Origin of the sequence: Aeromonas sp. R4-2 (assembly GCF_040908295.1) — a bacterium.
Taxonomy (GTDB): domain Bacteria; phylum Pseudomonadota; class Gammaproteobacteria; order Enterobacterales; family Aeromonadaceae; genus Aeromonas; species Aeromonas veronii.
This window is the reverse complement of sequence record NZ_JBFODL010000025.1, coordinates 176,881-194,969: the sequence shown is the minus strand read 5'-3', so window position 1 is coordinate 194,969 and position 18,089 is coordinate 176,881. Positions and strand designations below refer to the sequence as shown.

At 58.6% G+C, this 18,089-nt stretch carries 14 protein-coding genes; 9 read left to right on the top strand and 5 right to left on the bottom strand.

Annotation, left to right across the window (positions count from 1 at the left end; genetic code table 11):
• Window positions 1-113: 113 nt before the first annotated feature.
• The 3 genes from AB5Y99_RS20370 to AB5Y99_RS20360 form a co-directional block, all read right to left on the bottom strand.
• Window positions 114-1,754: a methyl-accepting chemotaxis protein gene (locus AB5Y99_RS20370; RefSeq protein ID WP_201992082.1), complete on the bottom strand. Its 1,641-nt coding sequence runs from the start codon at window positions 1,752-1,754 to the stop codon at window positions 114-116.
• Between the two features lie 173 nt (window positions 1,755-1,927).
• A complete protein-coding gene (locus tag AB5Y99_RS20365; RefSeq protein ID WP_368210733.1) occupies window positions 1,928-2,572 on the bottom strand; it encodes a DsbA family protein in 645 nt (214 codons plus the stop codon).
• Window positions 2,573-2,647: 75 nt separating this feature from the next.
• Window positions 2,648-3,508, bottom strand: coding sequence for a Vmh family MBL fold metallo-hydrolase (locus AB5Y99_RS20360; RefSeq protein ID WP_368210828.1), 861 nt, complete (start codon window positions 3,506-3,508; stop codon window positions 2,648-2,650).
• 126 nt (window positions 3,509-3,634) lie between these two features.
• Here AB5Y99_RS20360 and AB5Y99_RS20355 point away from each other — a divergent pair, with 126 nt between their 5' ends.
• A complete protein-coding gene (locus tag AB5Y99_RS20355; protein ID WP_005362277.1) occupies window positions 3,635-4,534 on the top strand; it encodes a LysR family transcriptional regulator in 900 nt (299 codons plus the stop codon).
• Window positions 4,535-4,600: 66 nt separating this feature from the next.
• On the opposite strand, the gene AB5Y99_RS20350 is transcribed toward AB5Y99_RS20355, so the two are convergent.
• Window positions 4,601-5,380 carry a BPSS1780 family membrane protein gene (locus AB5Y99_RS20350; RefSeq protein WP_368210731.1) on the bottom strand — a complete coding sequence of 260 codons (780 nt, stop codon included), beginning with the start codon at window positions 5,378-5,380 and terminating at the stop codon, window positions 4,601-4,603.
• Between the two features lie 301 nt (window positions 5,381-5,681).
• Here AB5Y99_RS20350 and AB5Y99_RS20345 point away from each other — a divergent pair, with 301 nt between their 5' ends.
• Window positions 5,682-6,503: a peptidoglycan DD-metalloendopeptidase family protein gene (locus AB5Y99_RS20345; protein ID WP_368210729.1), complete on the top strand. Its 822-nt coding sequence runs from the start codon at window positions 5,682-5,684 to the stop codon at window positions 6,501-6,503.
• A gap of 88 nt (window positions 6,504-6,591) precedes the next feature.
• On the opposite strand, the gene AB5Y99_RS20340 is transcribed toward AB5Y99_RS20345, so the two are convergent.
• On the bottom strand, window positions 6,592-7,929 hold the full coding sequence (locus AB5Y99_RS20340) for an MATE family efflux transporter (protein ID WP_368210727.1): 1,338 nt from the start codon (window positions 7,927-7,929) through the stop codon (window positions 6,592-6,594).
• Between the two features lie 155 nt (window positions 7,930-8,084).
• Between AB5Y99_RS20340 and mscM the strand changes: the two genes are divergently transcribed.
• The 7 genes from mscM to frdD all read left to right on the top strand — a co-directional run bounded on the left by mscM (window position 8,085) and on the right by frdD (window position 17,910).
• Window positions 8,085-11,366, top strand: coding sequence for a miniconductance mechanosensitive channel MscM (mscM, locus tag AB5Y99_RS20335; RefSeq protein ID WP_236341903.1), 3,282 nt, complete (start codon window positions 8,085-8,087; stop codon window positions 11,364-11,366).
• Window positions 11,367-11,390: 24 nt separating this feature from the next.
• On the top strand, window positions 11,391-12,074 hold the full coding sequence (locus AB5Y99_RS20330; protein ID WP_368210725.1) for a glycerophosphodiester phosphodiesterase: 684 nt from the start codon (window positions 11,391-11,393) through the stop codon (window positions 12,072-12,074).
• 155 nt (window positions 12,075-12,229) lie between these two features.
• The gene (locus AB5Y99_RS20325; RefSeq protein ID WP_005335052.1) at window positions 12,230-14,107 is read left to right on the top strand and encodes a methyl-accepting chemotaxis protein; all 1,878 of its coding nucleotides are present in this window, start codon (window positions 12,230-12,232) and stop codon (window positions 14,105-14,107) included.
• A gap of 509 nt (window positions 14,108-14,616) precedes the next feature.
• Window positions 14,617-16,401: a fumarate reductase (quinol) flavoprotein subunit gene (gene frdA / locus AB5Y99_RS20320; RefSeq protein ID WP_368210722.1), complete on the top strand. Its 1,785-nt coding sequence runs from the start codon at window positions 14,617-14,619 to the stop codon at window positions 16,399-16,401.
• Entirely contained in the window at window positions 16,394-17,128 is a 735-nt protein-coding gene (locus AB5Y99_RS20315; protein ID WP_005335057.1) for a succinate dehydrogenase/fumarate reductase iron-sulfur subunit, read from the top strand. The genes frdA and AB5Y99_RS20315 overlap by 8 nt, the downstream gene beginning before the upstream one ends.
• Before the next feature lie 16 nt (window positions 17,129-17,144).
• Window positions 17,145-17,543 (top strand): hypothetical protein, encoded by a 399-nt coding sequence (locus AB5Y99_RS20310; RefSeq protein WP_005335058.1) that lies wholly within the window; start codon window positions 17,145-17,147, stop codon window positions 17,541-17,543.
• Window positions 17,544-17,553: 10 nt separating this feature from the next.
• Window positions 17,554-17,910 carry a fumarate reductase subunit FrdD gene (gene frdD / locus AB5Y99_RS20305; protein ID WP_040066869.1) on the top strand — a complete coding sequence of 119 codons (357 nt, stop codon included), beginning with the start codon at window positions 17,554-17,556 and terminating at the stop codon, window positions 17,908-17,910.
• Window positions 17,911-18,089 lie beyond the last annotated feature (179 nt).

Here is an 18,089-nt window from a genome sequence, read left to right as displayed (position 1 = left end):
ATATCGTCCGGCGGGACAAGTCATCCGCTCGCGGTGAACCTCTCTGGCTGCCCCTCCAAAACAGAAAAGCCCGATCACCTTGCGGTAATCGGGCTGTTTGACTCGCCGAGGGATTACACCCTGAAACGGCGCACCATATCCTGCAGTTGGGTAGCCAGATGGTTCAGCTCGTTGCACGCCTGAGCCATCTGGGTGGCACCGGCGGCCACCTCTTCGGAAGCATGGCTGATATTGACCACGTTACGGTTGAGCTCCTCGCTCACCGCCCCCTGCTCTTCGGTGGCTGTCGCAATCTGGATGTTCATGTGGGAGATGCTGCTGACCGAGCCACTGATCTGGGAGATGGACTCGCCCGCTTCCCGCGCGGTAGCAACCGTGGTATTCATCAGCTCCTGACTCTGTTGCATGGTACTGCCCGCCTGTTCGGCACGCTGCTGCAACTCGGCAATGATGGTATTGATCTGAGAGGTGGAGTCCTGAGTGCGCTTGGCCAGAGTACGCACCTCATCGGCCACCACAGCAAACCCCCGCCCCTGCTCACCGGCACGGGCCGCTTCAATGGCGGCGTTCAATGCCAACAGGTTGGTCTGTTCGGCAATACCGCGGATCACCTCCAGCACCATACCGATATTGCGGCTGTCATCGCCCAGTTGGCGGATCACCACCGCGGTACTCTCGATGGCACCGGCGACCCGTTCAATACGTTGAATGGAGTCATTCACCGTTTGCGCACCAAGTTCAGCCGTTTCACTGGCCGAGGTGGCAGCACTGGCCGCATCGCTGGTGTTGCGAGAGACCTCCTGCACCGTAGCCTGCATCTCGTTCATCGCCGTTGCCAGCTGATTCAACTCATGTTGCTGAGCATTCATGTTGTTGGCTGACTGGCTGGCAACAGAGCTGATCTCCTCCGCGGCGGAACTCAGTTGCACCACAGAGCCCGACACTTCACTCACCAGAGTGCGCAGATTGGTCTGCATTTCACCAAACCCTTTGGCAAGGGTTCCCAGTTCATCGTTGTTGAACTGCTGCATATCGATACGGGAGGTGAGATCACCAGAGGAGACCCGCCGGGTCTGTTCCAGCAACGCCATCACCGGATTGCGGATCTGACCGGTCAGCAGCCAGGCAATTGCCACAACAAAACCCAGCGTCACCAGACTGACAATGACGCTCATGGTTCTGGCACTGCTGTAGAGCGCCTCCACATCTTTTGTCATCTGGGCCGCAATCTCGTTATTGATTTCCCGCAGGCGGAAGGATTTTGCTCCCACCTCCTCCAGCGCGACCCGGGTTTCGTTTTTGCGCAGACTTCTGACTCGCTCCAGATCGCCAGCAGCGAAGGCGCTCAACAGTTGGTCATGCACCGCAAAATACTTGGCCCCCGCCGCAACCACCTGCTCATAAACCTGTTTCTCTTCACCTGTAGTGAAAGCTAAAGCACCGTATTTTTGGGCTGCTTGCTCAAATTCCTGCCTGGCCTTATTGAAGGTCAGGGTGCGATCGCTTACCTCTTGATCATCCTTGTTCAGACCACCGATGACCTGGGCCAGCTCTGAGCGGCGCGCATCCAGAATGGCAACATGCATCTGGCTGGCATAGCGGGTTGACGGCAGCAGGTTGTCAGTGATGGTTTCGGTATCATCATAGAGCTTTGCCAACTGGCTGATGGAAAACCAGGCCAAGCCCAGTACCAGCAGTGCCAGGATGGCAAATCCGGCACTCAGTTTCTGGCCGATAGACATGTTTTTGAACATATGGGGGGCTTCCTTGAAATGAGTCTGCACTCCCGCAACATCCGCCGGGAATGGTCACATAGAGCATAGTCTGCAAGCAGAAAGTCGAAGGCTTTCATATCGCTTCTGCATACAGGAATATCGGCCCGTTCACTTCACTTCTAAAGAGACCTTGTCCGTTCACATTCTAATAACTATTCCATCAACTCAAGAAGATGCTGACGCAACCCGGCAGGATCACCCAAAAAGTCAGCCACTCGAACAGCACTCACCTTACCGTTGTGCATCAACCCAAGGGTGGGATAACCCTGACCGCCCAGCCGTTTCATCCAGCCCTGGCTATCTGCCAGATGTTGCAGCAAGGGGGCCTGCAGATAAGCTTGTTGGAATTCCTCGGCTGAAATCCCCTGCTCTGCCGCCAGCGTGGCGAGAAATGCCGGCTCACCAATCCAGATCCCGTCCCGATAGTGGGATTGCTGGATCCGGTGCAACATGACCAGCCCATCGCCCCCCAACGCCGTGAAGGCCAAAACCGCACGGATCGGCGGCTCGGAGTCCAGCAGACAGCCTTCCCGCAGCAGCAGTTCGTTAAAGTAGCGTTCGCCAAAATGCTGGCCGGTCAGCGCTTCGATCCGCTGATCATGGGGGCGCACATAATCACGCAATGCCTCGCCCATCGGCTGACGGCGACTCCCCATCCAGAGACCACCCGCATGCAGCTCGATCTTGAGTCCGGCAATAGTGGCAGCCGCCTGCAACAGGGGGGCGGCACCGTAGCACCAGCCACAGAGCGGGTCATAGACATAATGGAGGGTGGTTTGTTGTTCGCTCATCTTCATTCTCACTTCAATCTCGGATAAAAAACCGGGCCCTTAGGCCCGGTAAAAAAACACAGGGAAAGCAGGCTCAGTGGCTTACCACTTCATCTCGCCGGTATTGACCTTGGCACCGATGGCCAGACCATCGTCAACCGGCAGTGCCGGATAGGCTTTCTTCAGAGCCTCAATCAGCTCACCGGTGTTTTTCGCCTTGGCCAGCTCCTGTTCGAAACGCTCTACATAGTCACGGGTAAAGCTCACAGCAGCAGTGCCTTTGGGAGCCGTGCCCAGGAAGTGGCCCGGTACCACACGCTCGGGTTTCAGGGCCAGCAGGTTGTCCAGCGCCTTGACCCAGTTGCTGCGAGCCGCTTTGGTCTGACTGTCCGCCATCCAGACATGCACCCCGTGGTAAACCGGCACACCACCAAAAGCAGTCTTGATGGAAGGGGCCCAGAGGTAGGCATTCGGGGTATTCATCTCCTTGATTTCAATCTTCTCGCCATCCAGCGTCAGGTGGCTGGCGGTCATCACTTGCGGCACGGTCAGGCTCTTCGGTGCACCCTTCCCGAGGATCGGGCTCCAGTAGCTCAGCTTGGCATCCTTGGTCTGATTGATATGGTCAACCACATGCTGATCGGCCAGCACTTTGACATCCGGGAACGCCGCCATGACCGGCTCCAGACCGAAGTAGAAGTCGGGATCACCGGCACTGATATAGACAGTGGTCAGCTTCTTGCCGCTCTTCTTGATCATGTCGACCAGCGCCTGACCATTTTGCACATCGAATTGGGCATCGATCAGAATGGCCTCTTTGTCACCGGTCACCAGTGAGGAGGAGACCGGGAAGATCGCCTTCTCGCCAGGGTTGTAGACGGTCACGCTCAGGGGGACGGCCAGTACGGCGCCACTCAACAGGGTGGTAGCCAGAGTCAGGTTGCGGATCAGGGTGTTGTTCATCATCTATTCCTCATTAAGTATTCGGGGGTTCATTTGATGGACACAGTGTATTGGATCACTTAAGGTGCAAATACAGCATAAAAAGCGCATCACTGTTGCACATATCGAACATATAGAGAGCCATACATGGATCGACTGACCGCATTGCGGGTCTTTGTCAGCGTAGTCGAACAAGGGAGCCTGAGCGGCGCCGGAGAGAAACTGGATATGTCACGCGCCATGGTGTCGCGCTATCTGGCCGAGCTGGAGAGCTGGATGGGCGCCCGCCTGCTGCACCGCACCACCCGTCGTTTGAGCCTGACAGGGCCAGGAGAGGAGGCGCTGAACCGGGCCCGCGCCATGCTGGCGCTCGGCGAAGAGATGGAGCAGATCGCCGTGAAGGGGGATGACGCCCCAAAGGGGCAACTGCGGATCACCAGCAGCTACTCCCTGTCGGAAGCCTTGCTGGTCGGGGCTGCCAACGACTATCTGGCGCAATACCCGGGGACGGCCATCGACATTCTGCTGCTCGACAGAACCGTCAATCTGGTGGAGGAGCGGATCGATCTGGCGGTGCGCATCACCAACGACCTCGACCCCAATCTGGTGGCGCGTCGTCTCGGCACCTGCCACTCGGTAGTCTGCGCCAGCCCGGCCTATCTGGCCCGTCATCCGATGCCACACAAGGTGCAGGATTTGGCGCTGCACAACTGCCTCACCTACACCTACTTCGGCAAGAGCCTGTGGGAGTTCAATGGACCGGATGGCCCCGAGTCAGTGCCGGTCAGTGGTAACCTGAGCGCCAATATTTCCAACCTGCTGCTGGAAGCAACGCTGGAAGGCGCAGGGATCAGCCTGCAACCCCGCTACTCGGCACAACCCTATCTGGAGCGTGGGGAACTGGTGCCCCTGCTGACCGACTGGCAACCCAAGCGGCTCGGGGTCTACGGGGTATATGCCACCCGCAAGCAGATGTCGCCACTGCTGCGCAGCTTCCTCGATTTTCTGCTGGCCCGCATGGCGGCGGATCCCATCTGGCAGGAGTAAGCACTCCGCACACCCAAACATAACGAAGGGGCCGCTGTGGGCCCCTTCTTCATCTTCATCAGTTGATCAGGCTTCAAATCCGAATGGTTCTGAGTGCGGCGCTTCCGGCTGCGCACTCTCGTCCAGGAAAATATCCCGATAAGCCACATAGATGGAGTAGTTGAGCGCCGGGATCACCACCAGCAGACCGACCAGTAACAGCACAGCGCCAAACAGCAACAAAATGGCTGAGAGCAGTCCCCACCAGAAGAAGGGCCACATATTGCGCCAGCAGCCGAAGAAGCTCAGCCGTACCGCCTGGATGATGCCGATATCGTGGTGGTAGATCAGCGCCGGAGCAAAGGTGACCCCCATCAGCACGGGAATGATGAGCAGCATCCCCACCAGCAATACCAGCAGCAGTTGTTGCAACTGGCTGGCTGAGACCACCATGCTCTCGGGATCCTGCGTCAGCAGCGGGAGCAGCCCCCACATGGAGAGCAGACCGAGACAGACGAGGCCCACCAGGCTGAACAGCAGCAACACCAGCAGACCGCCTAGCATCAGCGGGGTCAGCTTGTGGCGAAAACCGGCGAAGAGATCGGCAAACTGCAGCGGCTCCCCCCGATAACCCCGAGCGGCGACCGCCACCCAACCCGCGCCCCACACCATGTAGAGCAACTGGGAGATAAGGCCACCCGCCGGCAGTTGCTCCAGCAGCATGCCCACCATAAACCAGACCAGCACCATGGCTACGCTGATCCCCATCCCCTTGTTGAAGATATCGAACCCGCTGCGAACCCAAAACCAGCCACGACCTGTCGTGTACCGGGCCGGTGTGGTGCGCAAAGGGGGTAATCCGTTCATATCGTCTCCTCGGAGTGTCAGTGGCATCAGTGCCGGAAGCCGATTCTAGAGCCAGGGCGGGGGCGACTCAATGGCGAAGCAACCCGACCACGACATAAAACCTGACGCAGCGATGAACAAAAGGGGCGTCAGCCACGCCCCGCCTCTGGCTGCCCCGACCATAACGAGGCACAATCTGCCCCCTCCCCCAGCCGCGTCTGTCATGGCCAGCATGTCGTGGTCACCCTTTAGTGATCGACGAATGCCGGATAGGGGGTTGTCATCCCGCCATCCCGGGCGTTTTAACATCGAGTGTATCGTCATGAGAGTTGTTTGTTGTCTGTTGTTGTTACTGGCCAGCCAGTCAGCCCTGGCCGAGGGTTTTATCAGTCGCCTGCTCAACCATCCGGTGCCGGGTGGCGTTGCAGTGATCCCTCTTGGCGCGTCACCCACTGCCCCCACGGCCCGCTATCACGACAAACCCGTGCTGGTAGTGCGCGAAGACAACCAGTGGATCGCCATCGTCGGCATCTCTCTGAAAAGCACGCCCGGCGCCCAGCAACTGACCACAGGCGATGGCCGTACTCTCGGCTTCACCGTGACCCCCAAGCACTACCGCGAACAGCACATCAAGCTCAAGAACAGCCGTCAGGTCAATCCGCTCGCCGAGGATATGACCCGTATCAACCGCGAGCTGGCGGAGCAGGCCCGGGCTTACCAGACCTTCAGCCCCAACCAGCCGAGCAACCTGATGTTCGACAAGCCGGTCAACGGCCCCCTCTCCAGCCCGTTTGGCCTGCGTCGCTTCTTCAATGGCGAGGAGCGCAATCCCCACTCAGGCCTCGACTTCGCAGTGGGCGCCGGCACCCCGATCAAGTCCCCCGCCGCAGGCAAGGTGATCCTGATCGGCAACTACTTCTTCAATGGCAATACCGTCTTTGTCGACCACGGTCAGGGGCTCATCAGCATGTTCTGCCACATGTCGAAGATCGATGTGAAGCTCGGCCAGAGCCTGCCGCGTGGCGGCATCGTCGGGCGAGTCGGTTCGACAGGCCGCGCTACCGGCCCCCATATGCACTGGAACGTCAGCCTCAACGACACCCGGGTCGATCCCGCCATCTTTATCGGTGCCTTCAAGCCCTGAATCGGCAGAGCCCGTTAACAAAAAATCCTCTAAAAAAACAGGCAGCCCATGGCTGCCTGTCTGCTATCTGCACGTCGAACCTGATTACCTATTCGGCCAGTGCGTGGGCGCCGGACTCCCGACGCATCGCCCGCCACATCACCAACACCAGCAATGAGCTGCACGTTGGCAATGCCAGCCAGACCCCGGGCACGCCCCACAGGGTCGAGAATCCCCACAAGAAACCACCGATCAGCACCAGCTTGCCACCGGTGAGCAGGGAGGCGATGCGGGCCCGATTGATGGCCTGGAAGTAGGTGGCCCCCACCAGCAGCAAACCCTCCATCGGCAGCCCCCAGAAGTAGAGCCAGATCCCGAGGCTCGCCACCGGCAGCAGGGTGGCGTTGTTCCCGGCAAACAGATAAACCGCCGCCTCCGGCCACAGATAGAGCGGGATCATGGCGCACAGGGCGATCCCCAACGTCACTCCGAGTGCCAGGTTGCGGATCCGCAGCACCCGCCGCCAGTGACCGGCGCCCGCGTTAAAGCTGGCGATGGGCTGGATACCCATGGCGATCCCCTCAAACACCAGATAGAAGAAGGCCTCGGTGTAACTGATCACCCCGTAGGCCGCCACATGCAGCGAAGTGCCGACCGCCAGCAACGCCTTGTTGTGCAGCGCCAGCACTACCGAGAGATAGAGGTACATCAGAAAACTGGAGACCCCGAGGCGCACCGTCTCCCCCATCAGCCGTAGATCGGGGCGCAAGGTGTCCCAGCTTATCCGCAACTGGCTACGCGGTGTGAAGAAGTGCCACAGGCAAGCAAGGCCCGTTACTGCCTGGGAGAGCATAGTGGCCGTCGCCACCCCGGCCAGTCCGAACGGAAACACCACCATCAGCAGATAGTCGAGCAGCACGTTGAGCAGGCCCCCGACTACCATGATGAGGGTGACAAATCCGGGGCGGCCATCGTTGCGCAGCAGCGAGCTGAACGCCATCGACAGCACCGCAAAGACGCCCAGCCAGGCGTAGGCCTGCAGGTAGGAGAGCCCGGCGGTGAAGATCTCCCCCTCCGCCCCCATCCAGGTCAGCATGGGCTCGCCATAGCGGATCCCGATAAAACTGAGCAGTGCCGAGGCAAGCAACACCATCACCAGCGCATTGCCGACGATATGGCGGGCTTTGGCCGGGTTGCCCTGCCCCAGATAGAAGGAGACCAGCGACGAGGCCCCCATGCCGATCAGCGCCCCCACCGCATAGAGCACGGCGCAGATGGGATAAGCCAGCATCAGACCGGCCATGCCATCCTGACCCAGCACATGACCAACGAAGATGCCATCGATGGTGACATAGATGCCGGTGATCAGCATGGCCGCCACGGTGGGGGTTACGTAACGCCAGAAAAGGCGAGATAGCGGGGCTGTGCCCAGATCAACAGCTGACATATTCGACTCGGTGGAGAGAAAGCGGCCGGGATCATAGCGAAACGGCAGCACGACTTCCTGTTATTTGTGTTATGAATCATTAATATAGACTGCTTTACCCGCCTCCCTGCCCTGTTTTAGGCTAGGGCCACCTCTTCTGAACGGAAACGAGCCTCATGTTGCAACGCCTGCTCACCCTCTTGCTGCTCTCCCTTATCTTGTGGTCGCCAGCCGTGCGCGCCGACGATGCCATTGCCCAGGCCGAATCCCTGTTGCAGAGCGTGCCCAAGAGCGATACCCCGGAAAACCAGAAGCTGCGGGAGAGCTACCAGCAGGCGCTGCAATTTGCCAGAGAGGCCGAGCGTTACCGGGAGCAGAGTAAAGCCTATCAGCAGATCCTTATCGATTACCCCAAGGAGTCGGCACGGCTCAAGGAGAGCCTGCACAACTATCAGCCCGCCGCTCGCCCGCCGCTGGCGAGCCTTAAGGAGGAGGCGCTGCGCCAGGCCATAGGCCTGAGCAGCAACCGTCAGCTCAACCTGCGCAAGGAGCGGCAGGGGGTGATGGACAGCCTCAACCAGCTGGAGAGCACCGGTCAGGAGTATCACCTGCGGGTGGACGATCTGCGCAAACAGCTGCAACTGACCCGCAGCCAGCTGGAGCGACTGAGCTTCAGCAGCGAATCGGATCGCCAGCAGGAGGCACAACTGCTGCTGACCAGAATGAAGGAGCAGAGCCTCTCCGACCGGATCCAGATGCTGGAGCTGGAGCAACTCTCGGCCCAGCAGCGCAACGATCTCGGCAAGCTGAAGCTGCAGGAGCTCAATCTGGCCATCGCCGACGAGGATGAGTGGCAAGCCAGCCTGCTGACCCAGCAGAACCAGCTGCGTAGGGAGAAGACCGAGCAGGCGCTGGAGGAGAGCGAACGGCTGCGCAAGCAGCTCACCACCGACATGCCGCTGCTGCTGGAGCAGCAACAGCAGAATCAGGCGCTCTCCATCCAGCTCGGCACGCTGGAGGATCAGATTGAGCGGGTGCAGGACGAGCAGCGCAGCGTCGACAAGAATCTGTTTGAGCTGAATGAGCTGGTCAACTCGGTACGCGAACAGCTGGAGTGGCTGCAGATCAGTAATGCCTACGGCGAGAACCTGCGCAGTAAACTCTCCGATCTGCCTCCTCAGTTCCCCCTCGACAAGCTGGAGTCCGCCATCGTCAGCGCCCGCATGGCCAAGTACCAGTACGAGAGCGAGCAGGATGGGCTCAAGGATACCCGCCAGCTGCGCGACAAGCTGATGGCCGAAGAGGAGGTGACGCTGGATCGGCCACAGCAAGCGGTGCTCGACAACCTGCTCAAGGCCCGGCGCCAGCTGCTGACCCGGCTCAACGACGCCTCCGACACCCTCATTCAGGAGCAGACCCGTCTCAAGCTGCTCTACAGCCGTCAGAACAGCAAGATCGACGAGATCCGTGAAATAAGCGCCAGCCACCTGTTCTGGATGCCGGATGTGCGCCCCTTTACCCCACAGGTGATGCTCGGTATTCCTGCCGCGCTGACCCTGGCCTTCAACCCGGACAACTGGTTGCAACTGCCCTATGCCATCGCCGAGAACAGCCCGCTGAGCCTCACGCTAGCCGGTATTGGTCTGCTGGTGCTGGCCTGGAGCTGGTTCAAGCTGGCCCGTCACCTGAGCCTCTACTGCGACCATATTGCGCCGCGGATCGGCAAGGTAACCCAGGACAAATTCAGCCTCACCAGCCGCTTGCTGCTGCGCTCCCTGCTTGCCGCCCTCCCCTTGCCCGCCATGGTGCTGATGGTGCGCGGCCTGCTCGAAGGGGCCTGGCAATACCCGTTTGCGGTGGCGGTAGCACGCGGCCTTGGCGAGATCTGGTTTCTGCTGCTGGCACTGGTGATGGCCCGCCACCTGACGCTGGAGCGGGGGATTTTGATCCACCACTTCCGCTGGCCCCGGGAACAGGTGCAAAAGGTGTGGGGGCAGTTTCGCACCCTGCTGCTGGTGCTGATCCCGAGTTTCTTCGTGCAGGGGATGGCCAACAGCTATCAGGAGCACGCCTTCTACGACTCCCTCGGCAGGATGGCCTTCATGATCGGTGCACTCTGGCTGCTGCTCTTCTTTGCCCGTCTCAACCGGGAGCGATTGCCGCTCACCTGGGGCCAGACCGACATGACCAAGCCCCATCTGCTGCACCACTTCATCTGGAACAGCCTGATGCTGGCGCCGCTGCTGGCGGTGATTGGCGCCCTGTTTGGCTACTTCTATACCTCGCGCACCCTGCTGCGCCAGCTGGAGCTTAGCCTGCTGATGGGGCTGGGTTGCCTGCTGGTCTACTATCTGGCCAGACGCTGGATGCTGATCCAGCGCCGCCGCCTCGCCTTCGAGCGTGCCAAGAGCAAGCGGGCCGAGATCCTGGCCCAGCGCGGCCGGGAAGAGGGGCATGACGAGCTCAGCTCCGAAACCCCGGACGTGGTGGAAGAGACTGAGCTGGATCTCGATACCATCAGCGCCCAGTCGCTGGGACTGGTGCGCACCCTGCTGATGCTGGGCTTCACCATGCTGGTGGTGGTGCAATGGTCGGATCTCAACTCCGCCTTCAGCTTCCTCAGCAATATCGAGGTGTGGCAGGTGAGCAGCAAGATTGGCGGCATCGAGCAGCTCTCGGCCATCACCTTGCAGGATCTGATGCTGACCGCCTTCGTTTTCATTCTGACCGTGGTGACAGCCCGCAACCTGCCGGGGCTGATGGAGCTGACCCTGCTGCAACACCTCAGCCTCTCCCCGGGTACCGGCTTTGCCCTCACGACCACCAGCAAGTATCTGGTGATCCTGATCGGCGCCCTAACCGGCTTCTCCATGCTGGGCATCGACTGGTCGAAGACCCAGTGGCTGGTCGCCGCCCTCTCGGTGGGGCTGGGTTTCGGTCTGCAGGAGATCTTCGCCAACTTTGTCTCCGGCCTCATCATCCTGTTTGAGAAGCCGATCCGGCTCGGTGACACCGTCACCATCCGCGATCTCACCGGCACCGTCACCAAGATCAAGACGCGGGCCACCACCATAGTGGATTGGGATCGCAAGGAGATCATCGTGCCTAATAAGGCTTTCATCACCGAGCAGTTCATCAACTGGTCGCTCTCCGATGCCATCACCCGGGTCAAACTGCGGATCCGGATCGGCCTGACCCGGGATCCGAAACTGGTGCAGCGCATTCTGGAAGAGTCCATCCAGGCATCGACCCTGGTATTGGAGACGCCGACGCCAGAGGTCTTCTTGATCGAATTCACCGACTCGGCACTGATCTACGAGATCCGCCTCTACGTCAACAACATGGATCACCGGATGCCCATCACCCACGAGGTTCACTCGCTGGTGCTGGAGAAGATGCAGCAGCAGGGACTTACCCTACCCCATCAACAGATCGACATTCACCTGAGCCGCGGCTGATCCGCGAGGTAAAAGGAGCAGAACATGCAGATTATTGCCCATCGTGGCGCCAGCGGTCTGGCACCGGAGAACACCCTAAAGGCGATGGCCAAAGCGCTGGAGCTGGGAGCATCAGCCATCGAGATTGACGTGCAGGCGGCCGATGGCGAGTTGTGGGTCTTCCACGACCGGCGGCTGGAGCGCTGCACCAATGGCAAGGGGGTGCTGACCGAGCAATCCCGCTCCTATCTGGAGCAGCTCGATGCCGGTGAGGGAGAGGTGATCCCGACCCTGTGGCAGGTAATGGAGATCATCGCCGGACGCTGCGAGTTGCATATCGAGCTCAAGGGGGCCCATACCGCCGATGCGGTGGCAGCCCTGACCCGACGGGCAGAGGCCGAGCTTGGCTTTACTCCCGGCCAGTGGGTGGTTTCTTCCTTCCATCACCCGGAGCTGGCCCGATTTGCCGCCTCGCGGCCCGATATCCGGCTCGGAGCCCTGACCGCCAACCTGCCGCTCAACCTGGCGCAGTTTGCCGACGAGCTGGGGGCCTGGTCCATCAATTGCGATGTTGATTTCATCGACGCCGCGCTGGTCGATGATGCACATCGCCGGGGGCTCAAAGTTCTGGTTTATACCGTTGATTATCCAGAAGATTATGAAACGCTCTCTAGCATGAGGGTCGATGGAATCTTCACCAATCGACCAGATCGGTTTCTGACGCAGTGAGGGGGCGATACGCGCATGGATAACCACTGATTTAGGCACTAACTTTAAATAGCTGACCGGGATACAAAGAGTTCAACTTCAGCCGATAAACAGAGGCTCATAACAATAACTAGATTCCACACACACTTCAGACTGACGCTCACAAGGATGTAACTATGAACTTATCCATTAAAAACAAGCTTGTTCTGGCTATCGGGGTCATCATTCTGGTGATCACCTGCCTGCAGGTCTGGTACAACACCTCGCAACTGCGCAGCGAGACCCAGCGACTGGTCTGGAACATCATCGACGAAAGCTCCATGGCCAACGTCAAGGGGATCTCCCGCTGGGTCGACTCCCGGATCAGCATGGTCAGCACCACCAAGGAAGCATTCGCCAAAGAAGACGAGCCCATCAGTCATCTGGCCCAGTCCATGAATGCCGGTGGCTTCGACCTGGTCTATGCCGGTACCGCAGACGGCAAGATGATCCAGAGCAAACCAACCGACTTGCCCGCCGGTTATGACCCACGTCAACGCCCCTGGTACAAGGACGCGGCCGCCGCAGGCAAGCTGGTCATCACAGCCCCCTATGCCGATATCTCCACCGGCCAGCTGATTGTCACCATTGCCGAGCCGTTCCAGCGCGGCAATACCCAGGGGGTCATCGCCGGTGACGTCTCCATCAGCTCACTGATTTCGGACATTCTTGCGGTCACCACCGAGGGCACCTACGCCATGCTGGTGGACAGCAATGGCACCATCATCGCGCACCCCGATGCCTCCCTGAGCCTCAAATCCGCTACCGCTCTGGCACCGGAGCTGACTGCGGCCTACATCAATCAGGTCGCCCATGACGGCATGATCAACGAGCTGGTGATCAGCGGCAAGAAAGAGGTCTACGACTTTAATGCCATTCCCAATACCAACTGGTATTACGGCATGATGGTGGATGAAGAGATCGCCTACCAGTCGGTACGCCGCATGGTTACCTCCTCCTTCATTCAGGGGCTTATCACCATACTGATCGTGGCAGGCTTCTCTTATGTCGCCATCAACGGCTCGCTGGCCCCTTTGAAAACCCTGGGCGAAGCGATTGCCGATCTCTCCCGTGGCAACGGCGATCTGACCCGCCGCATCAAGATTGAACGTGAGGATGAAGTAGGCGCGGTTGCCAAACACGTCAACACCTTCATAGAGCGGATCCATGTGATGGTGCAGGATATCTCCAACTCCTCCGGCCAACTCAACCAGCAGGCCAAGTCCTCCCACAGCATGGCGGAGAAGGCCAATCAGGGGCTGGCACGCCAGCAAAACGAGATCTCCCAGATCGCCACTGCGGTACACGAGATGTCGGCCACCGCAGTCGAGGTTGCCAGCAACGCCGAGCAGACCGCCGAAGCGGCCCGCAGCTCTTCCAGCAGCTGCGAGCATGGCAAACAGGTGATCGCCCGCAACCAGCGCTCCATCACCGATCTGGCCACCCAGGTGGAACAGGCCTCCAACATCATTCAGGAACTGGAGAAAAACGCCCAGGAGATCAACACCATCCTCTCCACCATTCAGGGCATCGCCGAGCAGACCAACCTGCTGGCACTTAACGCCGCCATCGAAGCGGCACGTGCCGGTGAACAGGGCCGCGGCTTTGCGGTAGTAGCCGACGAGGTGCGCGTCCTGTCACAGCGTACCCACAGCTCCACCGTCGAAATCCGCAATATGATCGAAACCCTGCAACGCAATACCCAGGGAGCGGTCAGCACCATGCACGAAGGCCAGCTGCTGGCCCAGAACAGCGTGGATGACGCCAACAACGCCACCCACGCGCTGGAGCAGATCACCACCTCGATCAACCAGATCTCCGACATGGCGACCCAGATCTCCAGCGCGGCTGAAGAGCAGCGGGCCGTCACCGATGAGGTAAGCCGCAACATTCAGGCGGTGAAAGATGTCTCGGACGAACTGGCAGTGGATGCAGACAGCTCACGCCATCTCTCTGAACAACTTAAAAATATTTCGGGTGAACTGAGCAATCAGGTCGGCATGTTCCGCATTTGAGCATGAGCAAAAGGGGCCGTACAGGCCCCTTTTATTTTTCTAAATAGCGCTTAATTTTCAGTGAGTAATCTCACATTACCCGCCAAATACCCCGCCTTGAAACCCTTGTAATTCGTCTGGGATTATCAGATCACCGCCGTGGTCACCGTAGCATTTCGGATTACCTATTTCTATCCGAACAAATGAATGCCAATAATTCTCATTAAAAAATTGCAATAAAAAACTTAAAATTTTTTTCGCGAGTACCTAAAAAGAGAGGTGATTCGCATTTTATTGAAAGAAAACTACGTACAATCCAGAAGTTAAAGTACTCGTAGCTAGGTGTTCAACTGCTCAGTAACACCAAAAAATGACGATAATAACGACATTTTCATCCAGGGATTTGGGTGTTTTATAGAAAAATAACCAATAAAAAGGGAATAAAACCTAGCAGTTTGACTTGCATCAAGCCTGAATTTTTTTCATAGAGCAAAATCGTGCCCAGCAAATCTATCCCTAAGGAGGCAGATGTGGATATTATCAAGACCGATGTGGCCATCATCGGTGCTGGCGGTACCGGCTTACGCGCCGCTATCGCTATAGCCGAATCACAGCCAGACCTGGACATCGCCCTGATTTCCAAGGTTTACCCGATGCGCAGCCACACGGTTGCTGCCGAAGGCGGCGCCGCCGGTGTCGTCCGTGATGACGACTCCCTCGAAAACCACTTCAACGACACCGTCTCCGGTGGTGACTGGCTGTGCGAGCAGGACGTAGTGGAATACTTCGTCAACAACGCGACCAAAGAGATGATCCAGCTGGAGCACTGGGGTTGCCCCTGGAGCCGCAAGCCGGATGGTAAAGCCAACGTGCGTCCGTTTGGTGGCATGAAGGTTCCGCGTACCTGGTTCGCCGCAGACAAGTCCGGTTTCCATATTCTGCACACCCTGTTCCAGACCTCCGTCAAATACCCGAGCATCAAGCGCTTCGACGAGCATTTCTGCCTTGATCTGATCGTGGACGACGGCCGTGTCCAGGGCGTACTGACCTTCGACATCCAGAACGGTATCACCCGCTTCATACAGGCCAAATCCGTGATCGTGGCAACCGGCGGTGCTGGCCGTGTCTATCGCTACAACACCAACGGTGGCATCGTCACCGGCGACGGCATGGCACTGGCCTACCGTCACGGCGTACCGCTGCGTGATATGGAGTTCGTCCAGTATCACCCGACCGGTCTGCCGGGCACCGGCATCCTGATGACCGAAGGTTGTCGTGGTGAGGGTGGCGTCCTGCTAAACAAGGATGGCTACCGCTACCTGCAAGACTACGGCTTGGGCCCGGAAACCCCGATCGGCCAGCCGAAGAGCAAATACATGGAACTGGGTCCGCGCGACCGTGTTTCCCAGGCATTCTGGCAAGAGCAGCAGAAAGGCCGCGTCATTCAGGGCCCGATGGGCGATGTGGTTCACCTCGACCTGCGTCACCTTGGCGAGAAGTACCTGAAAGAGCGCCTGCCGTTCATCTGCGAACTGGCCAAAGCCTACGTCAACGTGGATCCGGCCAAAGAGCCTATCCCGGTACGTCCGACTGCCCACTACACCATGGGTGGTATCGAGACTGACAACAAGTGTGCCACCCGTCTGCCCGGCCTCTACGCCGCGGGCGAATGTGCCTCCGTCGGTCTGCACGGTGCCAACCGTCTGGGTTCCAACTCCCTGTCCGAGATCGTGGTATTCGGCAAGCTGGCCGGTGAGCAGGCAGGTGAATTTGCCAAGACTCAGAAGCATGGCAACACCGAAGCGCTGGCCGCCAAGGCCGAGGCGCTCATCAAGCAGCACCTCTCCCTGATGGATGTAGACGGTACCGAAAACCCGGCCGATATCCGCAACGAGCTGGGCATGTCCATGGAAGTCGGTGTCGGTATCTACCGTACCGAAGAGCTGATGCAGGGCACCATCGACAAGATCAACGAGCTGAAAGCCCGTTACAAGAAGGTCAAGATCAACGACAAGTCCTCTGTCTTCAACACCGATCTGCTGTACGCCATCGAACTGGGTTACATGCTGGACGTGGCTGAAGCCATGGCGCACTCCGCCATCAATCGTAAAGAGTCCCGCGGTTCCCACCAGCGTCTGGATGGTTACGAAGAGCGCGATGACGTGAACTTCCTCAAGCACACGCTCTCGTTCTACAAAAATGGCGAAACGCCCTCCATCGATTACTCCGATGTGAAGATCACTAAGTCCCAGCCGGCAAAACGCGTGTACGGCTCCGAGGGTGAGAAACAAGACGAGGCTAAGAAGAATGGCTGAGATGATTGAAATTGAGATCCTGCGCTACCGTCCGGAACAGGATAACGAGCCCTGGATGCAAACCTTCCAGGTGCCATACCAGAGAGAGATGTCTCTGCTGGACGCCCTGCAGTACATCAAGGATCACCTGGACTCTACCCTGAGCTTCCGCTGGTCCTGCCGGATGGCGATCTGCGGCTCCTGCGGCATGATGGTCAACGGTGTGCCCAAGCTGGGTTGCAAGGCGTTCCTGCGCGACTATCTGCCGGGCAAGATGACCGTCGAGCCGCTCAACAACTTCCCGATCGAGCGCGATCTGGTGGTCGACATGTCCGACTTCATCGAGAAGCTGGAGAGCATCAAGCCGTACATCATCCCGAGCGAGCCGCGCAGCCTGTGTGATGGCGAGTACATCCAGACGCCGGCCCAGATGGCGCAGTACAAGCAGTTCTCCCAGTGCATCAACTGTGGTCTCTGCTACGCGGCCTGCCCGCAGTACGGCATCAACAAGAAGTTCACCGGTCCGGCGGCACTGGCTCTGGCCTATCGCTACAACGTCGACAACCGTGATGCCGGCGCCAAAGAGCGTATGCGCATCATCAGCCAGGACGAAGGCGTCTGGGGCTGTACCTTCGTGGGCTACTGCTCCGAAGTGTGCCCGAAAGGCGTCGATCCGGCAGCGGCCATCCAGCTTGGCAAGGTCGAAAGCGCCAAGGACTACATGATCGCCATGTTCAAGCCAGATTGAGAGCAGGATTGAGACCATGAACAACACTGATAGCAAACGTAAACCTTACGTCCGCGAAATGAAGAAAGACTGGTGGCTGAAGAACGCCTTCTACACCGGTTACATGATCCGTGAAGGCACCAGTATCTTCGTCTCCATCTACGCCGTTGTGCTGATGTGGGGCCTGATGCGCCTGGTTCAGGGTCAGGAAGCGTTCAACGGCTGGCTGGAATCCCTGCAAAGCCCGATCGCCATCCTGTTCCATGTCGTCGCTCTGGCGGCGTGCCTGTTCCATGCCAAAACCTGGTTCGCCCTGGCGCCGAAAGCCATGCGTATCTTCCGTGGTGAAGACCTGGTACCGGAGAAGCCGATCGTTCTCGCCCAGTATGTGGCGCTGGCGGTGGTGTCCCTGCTTGTCCTGATCATCGTGGCCTGAGGAGAAAACAATGAGACGTTCTGACGAACCAATTTACTGGGGTCTGTTTGGTGCGGGTGGCATGGTCGTTGCCATGCTGCTGCCGGTCATTGTCCTCATCACCGGTCTGCTGGTGCCCATGGGCATCATGGACGTGGAAACCATGAGCTATGACCGCGTGCACGCGTTCGCCAGCTCCTGGTGGGGTGCCTGCATCCTGCTGGTGATCATCGCCCTGCCAGTCTGGCACGGCATGCACCGTATCTACCACGGTCTGCACGATCTGGGGATCCACACCACCAAGCTGCACCACTATGTGTTCTATGGCTTTGCCTTCCTGGTATCTGCCATTACCGTCGGCCTGCTGATGGTGCTGGTACTCCAGTAATCACATCTGACTGATTGACCAAACCGGGCCTCGTGCCCGGTTTTTTTTGCCCCGCTATCCCGCCCCTGTTTTTTATTCACTCAAACAATTCGATAAAAACCAGATTATCGTCCAAGCATATGGCGATCACAGTCACATAACCCCAATACATTCGTCATTTGTAGCAAACCATTTTGACC